Origin of the sequence: Bacillus sp. JJ1521 (genome assembly GCF_036965165.1) — a bacterium.
GTDB lineage: Bacteria > Bacillota > Bacilli > Bacillales > Bacillaceae_L > Ferdinandcohnia.
The window spans coordinates 1-8,136 of the sequence record NZ_JBALOX010000157.1; the positions used below are offsets into that span (position 1 = coordinate 1).

At 38.5% G+C, this 8,136-nt stretch carries 7 protein-coding genes; all 7 read left to right on the top strand.

The features are described 5' to 3' along the window. The first annotated feature begins 61 nt into the window (after positions 1-61). Positions 62-1,078 (top strand): NAD-dependent epimerase/dehydratase family protein, encoded by a 1,017-nt coding sequence (locus tag V7147_RS19225; protein WP_335369444.1) that lies wholly within the window; start codon positions 62-64, stop codon positions 1,076-1,078. Then, a complete protein-coding gene (locus V7147_RS19230; protein ID WP_335369445.1) occupies positions 1,078-2,136 on the top strand; it encodes a dihydrodipicolinate synthase family protein in 1,059 nt (352 codons plus the stop codon). The genes V7147_RS19225 and V7147_RS19230 overlap by 1 nt, the downstream gene beginning before the upstream one ends. Before the next feature lie 17 nt (positions 2,137-2,153). Next, the gene (locus V7147_RS19235) at positions 2,154-3,158 is read left to right on the top strand and encodes a zinc-dependent alcohol dehydrogenase (RefSeq protein ID WP_335369446.1); all 1,005 of its coding nucleotides are present in this window, start codon (positions 2,154-2,156) and stop codon (positions 3,156-3,158) included. Positions 3,159-3,323: 165 nt separating this feature from the next. Continuing rightward, positions 3,324-5,207, top strand: a complete 1,884-nt coding sequence (locus V7147_RS19240) for a beta-N-acetylhexosaminidase (protein ID WP_335369447.1) — start codon at positions 3,324-3,326, stop codon at positions 5,205-5,207. A 27-nt stretch (positions 5,208-5,234) separates the two neighbouring features. Beyond that, positions 5,235-6,578 (top strand): GH1 family beta-glucosidase, encoded by a 1,344-nt coding sequence (locus tag V7147_RS19245; protein WP_335369448.1) that lies wholly within the window; start codon positions 5,235-5,237, stop codon positions 6,576-6,578. A 48-nt stretch (positions 6,579-6,626) separates the two neighbouring features. After that, on the top strand, positions 6,627-7,616 hold the full coding sequence (locus tag V7147_RS19250; RefSeq protein ID WP_335369449.1) for a Gfo/Idh/MocA family protein: 990 nt from the start codon (positions 6,627-6,629) through the stop codon (positions 7,614-7,616). 2 nt (positions 7,617-7,618) lie between these two features. Next, positions 7,619-8,136: Gfo/Idh/MocA family protein (locus V7147_RS19255; RefSeq protein WP_335369450.1), on the top strand; the 518-nt coding region annotated here is incomplete at its 3' end.

The following is an 8,136-nucleotide window of genomic DNA, read 5'->3' on the forward strand; positions in this document are numbered from 1 at the left end:
TCAGTAAATTACCTGTTTTATTAACACAAATACATAAAAAAGATATAGTAGGAGGATTTAAATGAAAACGATTGCGGAATTAGAAGACTTTATGTCGACACCTAGTGAAGATTTAATTAAGGACATTCAACAACTCGATGGAGACATCATGATTATAGGTGTAAGTGGAAAAATGGGACCGACTTTAGCGAAACTAGCAAAGCGAGCTGTTAATCAGTCAGGTTTATCTAAAAAAGTAATTGGTGTTGCGAGATTCTCAGATGAAAGTTTAATAGAAGAACTAGAGGCATCTGGCATTGAAACCATCAAAGCTGATCTTTTGAAAGAAGAAGACCTTCTAAGCCTGCCGAACGTAAAAAATATTATTTTTATGGCAGGCACTAAATTTGGAACAGTGGGGAATGAGCATTATACATGGGCAATGAATGCATATCTTCCAGGACGTATCGCAGAAAAATTTAAGGACTCACGGATTGTTTCGTTTTCGACTGGAAATGTATATCCATTAACCTCAGTTTTAAGCAATGGTTGTACGGAAGACGTAGCTCCAAATCCAGTTGGTGAATATGCACAATCCTGTTTAGGCAGAGAACGAGTGCTTACTTATTTCTCTCATAAACACCAAACTCCAGTTGTCCTATTTAGACTTAATTATGCAATTGACCTTCGATATGGAGTTTTACTCGAAATTGCAAAATCAGTATCACAAGGTAAACCTATTGATTTAACAATGGGAAATGTGAATGTCATTTGGCAAGGAGACGCGAATGAATACGCAATTCGCTCCTTATTACATACAAATCATCCTCCACAAATCATTAATGTGACAGGACCTGAAACGTTATCAGTAAGATGGCTAGCTAATGAATTCGGCAAACGAATGGAAAAGGAACCGTTATTCGTAAATAGTGAAAGCCCTACGGCATTGTTAAATAATGCATCACATGCTCATAAATTATTTGGCTATCCAAAGGTAACGGTTCAACAGATGATTGATTTGATTGCGGACTGGGTTATCGGTGATGGGGAAACCATCAATAAGCCAACGCATTTCCAAGAAAGAGAAGGTGCATTTTAATGCTAAAAGAGGCTGTTAAGATAAAGCTTCATGAGGGCACAGTGATTCCCGCTCATCCACTTGCATTGACAGAAGAAAGACAGCTTGATGAAGCAGGACAGCGAGCATTAACACGCTACTATATTGATGCTGGTGTCGGTGGAATTGCAGTGGGCGTTCATACCACACAGTTCGAAATTCGTGATCCTGAATTCAATTTGTATCAAAAAGTGTTATCGCTTGCAATTGAAGAAACGAAGCGTGCCAATGTTTCTGAAAGCTTCATAAAGATAGCTGGTATTTGTGGACCCACAGAGCAAGCTATTCATGAAGCAACATTCAGTAAAGGGATTGGCTATGATTTAGGACTGTTAAGTATGGGGGGATTAAATCACCTGTCTGAAGATGAATTACTTGAACGTGCCGAAAAGGTAGCGGAAATTATACCGGTGTTTGGCTTTTATCTGCAACCTGCAGTGGGGGGACGGATTTTCTCTTATGAATTTTGGGAGCGTTTTGCTTCTATTCAAAATGTGCACGCGATAAAAATTGCACCGTTTGATCGATATTGTTCGATAGACGTCGTTCGTGCCGTTTGCAATTCACCTCGAAATGAGGATATTGCTTTATACACCGGAAATGACGATAACATAATAAACGATTTACTTATGACATATGAATTTACTGTTGGTAATCATGTGGTTGAAAAGAAAATCGTTGGTGGCCTTCTTGGACACTGGTCGGTTTGGACAAAACAAGTCGTTGAGACATTTGAGGAGATTAAAAAGGTCAGAGAACAGGATTCAATTCCAACAAAGTTACTCACTCTTGGTCAACAAATTACAGATGCCAATGCTGCGATATTTGATTCACGAAACAGCTTCAAAGGAAGCATAGCTGGAATTAATGAAATCCTAGCACGACAAGGATTGCTTCAAGGTAATTGGTGTTTAGTGGATCGTGAAGTTTTAAGTCCGGGTCAGGCAGAGGAGTTAGACCGCATTTATACTAGCTACCCGCATTTACATGATGATGAATTTGTAAAAGCAAACTTATCAAAGTGGTTGGCAAATAATTGACGGAGGAAGGATTTCAAATGAAAAGAATTGTCGCAAACAACAAGAAAGTTGAAATCATCGAGGATGAAGTACCAAGTATTGAAGGAAAACCATCCTATATATTAGTCAAAACATTATATTCAGTCATTTCGCCAGGTACTGAGCTATCGATGCTTGCTATTAGTGAAAATAAGCAGTTTCATCTTGGCTATAGTGCGATGGGCGAAGTTGTTGATTGCGGTAGTGACATTACCGATGTGAAAAAAGGGGATCTAGTTGCTTGTTACGGTGCTCCATATGTTCACCATGATGAATATTTACAAGTTCCGAAACCATTATATGCCAAGGTACCCGATTCCGTTGATCCGAAGGAAGCAGCCCTAGGTGGACTTGGGGCGATTGCGATTCATGCGCTACGGATAGCCAATCTTCAATTTGGTGAAACAGTCGTCATCGTTGGATTAGGAGTTTTAGGACAATTAATCGCTAAAATTGCCAATGCAGCAGCCTATAATGTGATTGCCTATGATTTGCATGAAAGTCGTGTTGACATGCTTAAGAAAGAAAATATTAAATCATTTGTGTCTATCGAAGAAATGGAAGAGGCCATACGGATTGATACGAATTCACGAGGAGCGGATGCGGTCCTATTATGTGCCGGAGGCAAACGTTCTCTACTTACTCATGAATGCTTGAAATGGATTCGTAACAAAGGAAAAGCAGTCATTGTTGGTGATATTGAGCCAGATTTTCCGAGAGACTTAATGTTTGGTAAAGAGGCGCAGCTACTCATTTCTCGGGCAGGAGGTCCTGGTAGATACGATAGTGTTTATGAAAGGGACGCCGTTGATTATCCTTATGAATATGTCCGCTGGACAGAAGGAAGGAACCTGGAAGAATATATTCGACTAATTAAGGAAAAACGAATCGATGTCCGGCCATTTATTTCAGAAGTTGTTGAATTTGTCGATGCACCCCATGAATTTGATAAACTGTTGAAAAAGGAATCTACAACACTTACAAAATTAATTCATTTTCCGTAAGGACTTTGAAAAATACGTAATAAACTGTACGAAGGAAGGTTTTTATCGCATTTAAGATGAGCTCCACATTTTGGTATTGACGAGTTTTCTTGTTTATACCAAGGGACGCCACATTAGAGGGATATTAAAACCTTCCTTTTATTAAGCAGAAAAGAGGTATCAAATATGCAAATAAATTTTATAGGTGAAACAAATTCAATTTTAAAAGGTTTAGGGCTTTTAACCGATGAGCTAAACATTGAATTACATGAAAAAGGATACCCAATTACGGTTACACAAAGGGTTGGAAATATCCATGTCAGCAATAAGGATGGAAAAGGTGAAATCTTTTATCAGGAGAAAATCCATTTCTATCGCGCGATTGGTGTGTGGTTAGAGAATTATAGGAAAAAAGGCGACTTCGAGTTGACCGAAGAGCCAAATTTTTATACGAGTGGTGTCATGCTGGATGTTTCTAGAAATGCCGTATTAAAAGTAGAGGAAGTTCAAGGGTTTCTAAGAAAATTGGCGGTCATGGGCTTAAATGTCGTCATGCTTTATACAGAGGATACTTACGAAGTTCCAGATTATCCGTATTTTGGGTATATGCGTGGTAGATACACGGAAGATGAACTAAAGGCATGTGATGAATATGCACATACCTTTGGAATTGAAATGATTCCTTGTATTCAAACCCTGGCCCATTTAACAATGGCATTAAAATGGGGCTATGCAAAAGAAATGAGAGATACTGCTGACATATTATTAGCTGGTGATTCGAAAACATACCAATTTATTGAAAGTATGATTGAGGCTGCTTCAAAGCCATTTAAATCTAACCGGATTCATATTGGAATGGATGAAGCTCATCAGCTTGGGCTTGGTCGATATTTAGATATAAATGGATATGAAAACCGCTTTGAGATCATGAATAAGCATTTAGAGCAAGTAGTATCGATTGCGGAGCGTCGGGGCTTAAAACCAATGATTTGGAGCGATATGTATTTCCGCTTAGGTTCTAAACACGGAGAATATTATGATAAAGATGTACATATTCCAAAAGAAGCGATTGACTCTATACCAAAGAATGCCCAGCTTGTTTATTGGGACTATTATCATGCGGATGAAGAGTTTTATCGTTCTTATATACAAAAACATAAAGAATTAGGAAGAGATACTCTTTTCGCTGGTGGGGCATGGACATGGAATGGAATTTCTCCAAATTACGGAAGAGCATTTGTAACAACAGAAGCTGCTTTATCAGCGTGTAAAAAAGATGGGATTCAAGAAGTTTTTACAACATTATGGGGCGACAATGGTGCGGAAACTCCGCTCACAACTGCATTACCTGTCATCCAACTCTATGCGGAACATACTTATCATGAAACTGTTACCAGGGAACATCTTGCACAACGATTTCAGTTTTGTACGGGTAGTCATTTAGAGGATTTCCTGATTCTTAATGGATTGGATGAAACGCCTGGGGTAATGAAAAATAATTTAAATTCATCAAACGCTTCAAAATTTTTATTATGGCAGGATCTTTTAATCGGTTTATTTGATAAAAATATCAATGGGTTACAAATGAATGAGCATTATAAGAAGCTTTTTCCCGAATTAAAGGGTGCCAAAGAGAGAAATCCTAAAGTTTCGTCCTCATTTGATTTTTACCAACAATTATCGAATGTCCTAAGTGTAAAGGCGGAAATGGGTATCCATTTGAAGACAGCTTATGACCAAAAAGATAAAAAAGGAATGTCCGACCTTTTAGGAGTCATTAATGAGTTGGCTGCCGAGGTAAGAACTCTGCATTCCAAACATAGGGAGGTTTGGTTTTCATTATACAAACCATTTGGTTGGGAAATTATTGAGTTCCGCTATGGCGGATTAGTAGCCCGATTGGAAACGACACAATTACGGGTTCAACAATGGATAGAAGGTACAATCGATAGAATTGAAGAATTAGAAGAAAAGAGATTAGTACATGATGGTCCAAATGGAATTCTAGAAGGATCTTTAGGAAACCACTTTTACCACCGAATTGCCACAGCGGGGAATTTTAATTGGTAAATATATGTATCAATTGGAGGTGAAATTATGCCTATTATTCAGTTTCCAAAAGACATGAAATGGGGAACAGCGACGGCTGCTTATCAAGTGGAAGGAGCAGCATTTGAGGATGGGAGAGGGTTATCCATATGGGATACCTTTTCCCGTACCCCAGGAAAAGTGATGAATGATGATAATGGTGATATCGCTTGTGATAGCTATCATCGTTATCAAGAGGATATTGTATTATTAGACCAATTAGGTGCTAATGTGTATCGCTTTTCAGTTTCATGGCCAAGGATTTATCCAAATGGAAGAGGAGAACTAAATCCAGTAGGTTTGCAATATTATCATAATTTAGTAGATCAATTGGTGGAAAAAGGAATCGAGCCAATGCTTACCCTGTACCACTGGGATCTTCCACAGGCGCTACAAGATCAAGGTGGTTGGGCGAACAGAGAAACAGTTGATGCCTTTAGCGAATATGCTGAAACCATTTTTAAGGAGTTTAATGGGAAAGTGAAATATTGGCAAACAATTAACGAACCGTTATGTGCCGCCTTTTTATCGAATTATCGAGGTGTTCATGCGCCAGGGTATCAAGATCTTCAACTTGCTGTAGATGTTTCTCATCATTTGGTGTTAGCACATGGAAAAGCCGTTAAGGTATTTCGTGAACTAGGAATAGAAGGAAAAATTGGCACAGCAACGAATACCACATGGAGAGAACCTTTTAGTAATCGATTAGAAGATATCGAAGCCTGTAGGAGAGAGATTGGACATAACATTGATTGGTTTCTAGATCCTATTTTTAAGGGAGAGTATCCATCCTATTTAGTGGATTGGTTTAAAAAGAAAGGTGCAGAGCTGCATATTGAAGAAGGAGATATGGAAATCATCAAGCAGCCCATTGATTTTATAGGTGTTAACTATTATTCAGGAAATGTCGCTCGCTATCAAGAAAATACTGGATTACTAGATATTGAGAATATTGAAATTGATTATAACCACACACATATCGGCTGGCCCATCTATGCAGATGGATTTTATAAAGTATTTCAATATCTAGCTGAACGATATGGAAATACTCCGTTATTTATTACCGAAAATGGAGCTTGTTGTGTTGATAAACTTGTCGATGGAAAAGTGAATGACCAGGACCGAATAAACTATTATAAGCAGCATTTGACTGCTGTAAGTAGAGCGATTGAATCAGGAATCCCAATCATTGGATATCTAGCTTGGTCGTTATTAGATAATTTTGAGTGGGCAGACGGTTATGGGAAGCGATTTGGTCTCGTATATGTAGACTTTGATTCATTAGAACGTATTAAAAAAGAAAGCTACCACTGGTACAAAGAAGTAATTGCCAATGGATGTTTGGAAATCTAAATCATCTTGTTAGGCAACTTACGGAAATAGAGGAAAGAGGTCGATATTATGCAAAACGTCTTATTGATTGGTGCAGGAACAATGGGGATGGAGCATGCTAGTTCCTATTATGCGATGGAGGATGTTCAAGTCGTTGGGATTGTTGATTTTAAAAAAGAACAAGCCGCTCAAATCATCGGTGATCATGATACAAAGATTTTTCAAACATTAGAAGAGGCAGTAAAAGGTCTCGAACATATTGACGTGATTGATGTTTGTGTTCCGACTTTCCTGCATAAAGAGTATGTGATGAAAGCTGCGGATTTCGGAATAGATGTCATTTGTGAAAAACCATTAGCTTACACACTTGACGATGCTCGCGAAATGATGGATTACTGTGCGAAGAAAAATGTGAAATTATTTGTAGGGCATGTTGTCCGATTTTTTCCGCAGTATGCAAAAGCAAAAGAGTTTGTTGCTAAAGGGGCAATTGGTGATATTGGAGTCGTACGAACAAGACGTGGCGGAAGTTTTCCGGCAGGGTTGAACGATTGGTATTCAGACCGGACAAAAAGTGGTGGTGTGATTCTAGATTTAATCATCCACGATTTTGATTTTCTACGTTGGACCTTTGGTGAGGTGGAGCGAGTATTTGCGAAAGGACTTACTAAACTAGATTATGCAATTGTGACATTGGTCTTTAAATCCGGAGTAATCGCACACGTTGAGGGTTCCTGGCTCCATCAAACGTTCTCTACCCAATTTGAATTTGCAGGAAAAAGCGGAATAATCGAATATGATAGTTTAAAAGAAGAGCCTATTTTCCTCTCCATTAAACAATCAAATGGGGCAAAAACAGGTGTTCAAGTGCCTCAAAGTCCGCTGAAGAAATCACCCTATTTTATTGAACTTGAGCATTTTTTGAAATGTTTGAAAACAAATGGAACGCCAATTGTTACAGCAGAAGATGCATATAAAGCGATGGAAATATCAATCGCAACCCTTCAATCACTAAAAACGGGTTTGCCTGTGACTCTTAATCAAAAGGGGGAGAATTAAAGATGAAGATTGGAATCATAAGCTTTGCCCATATGCATGCCACTAGTTATGCATCTGTCATAAAAGAAATGGAAGGCGTCACATTAGCTGGTATAGCTGATGAAAATGAAGAAAGAGGCATGAAATACTCGCAACTTTATGATGCCGTTTATTATAAAAATTATCAGGAACTACTTGATTCGGATGTTGATGCAGTTATTGTGACATCTGAAAACAGTCTTCATCATCAGCATGTAATGGCTGCAGCTAAGGCAGGGAAACATGTCTTATGTGAAAAGCCTTTAGCTACCAATTTAAAAGATATCGAAGAAATGATTCGTGTATGTGAACAAAATCATGTTCTGTTAGGAACAGCTTTTCCTGTCCGATTTAATACTCCAATTCAACATGCTAAGAAAGTGATTGAAGAAGGCGTACTAGGAGAGATTTTAGCCATTAAAGGCACAAATCGGGGTAGCAATCCTGGGGGCTGGTTTATTGACAAGGAGAAATCAGGCGGTGGGGCTGTTCTAGACCATAC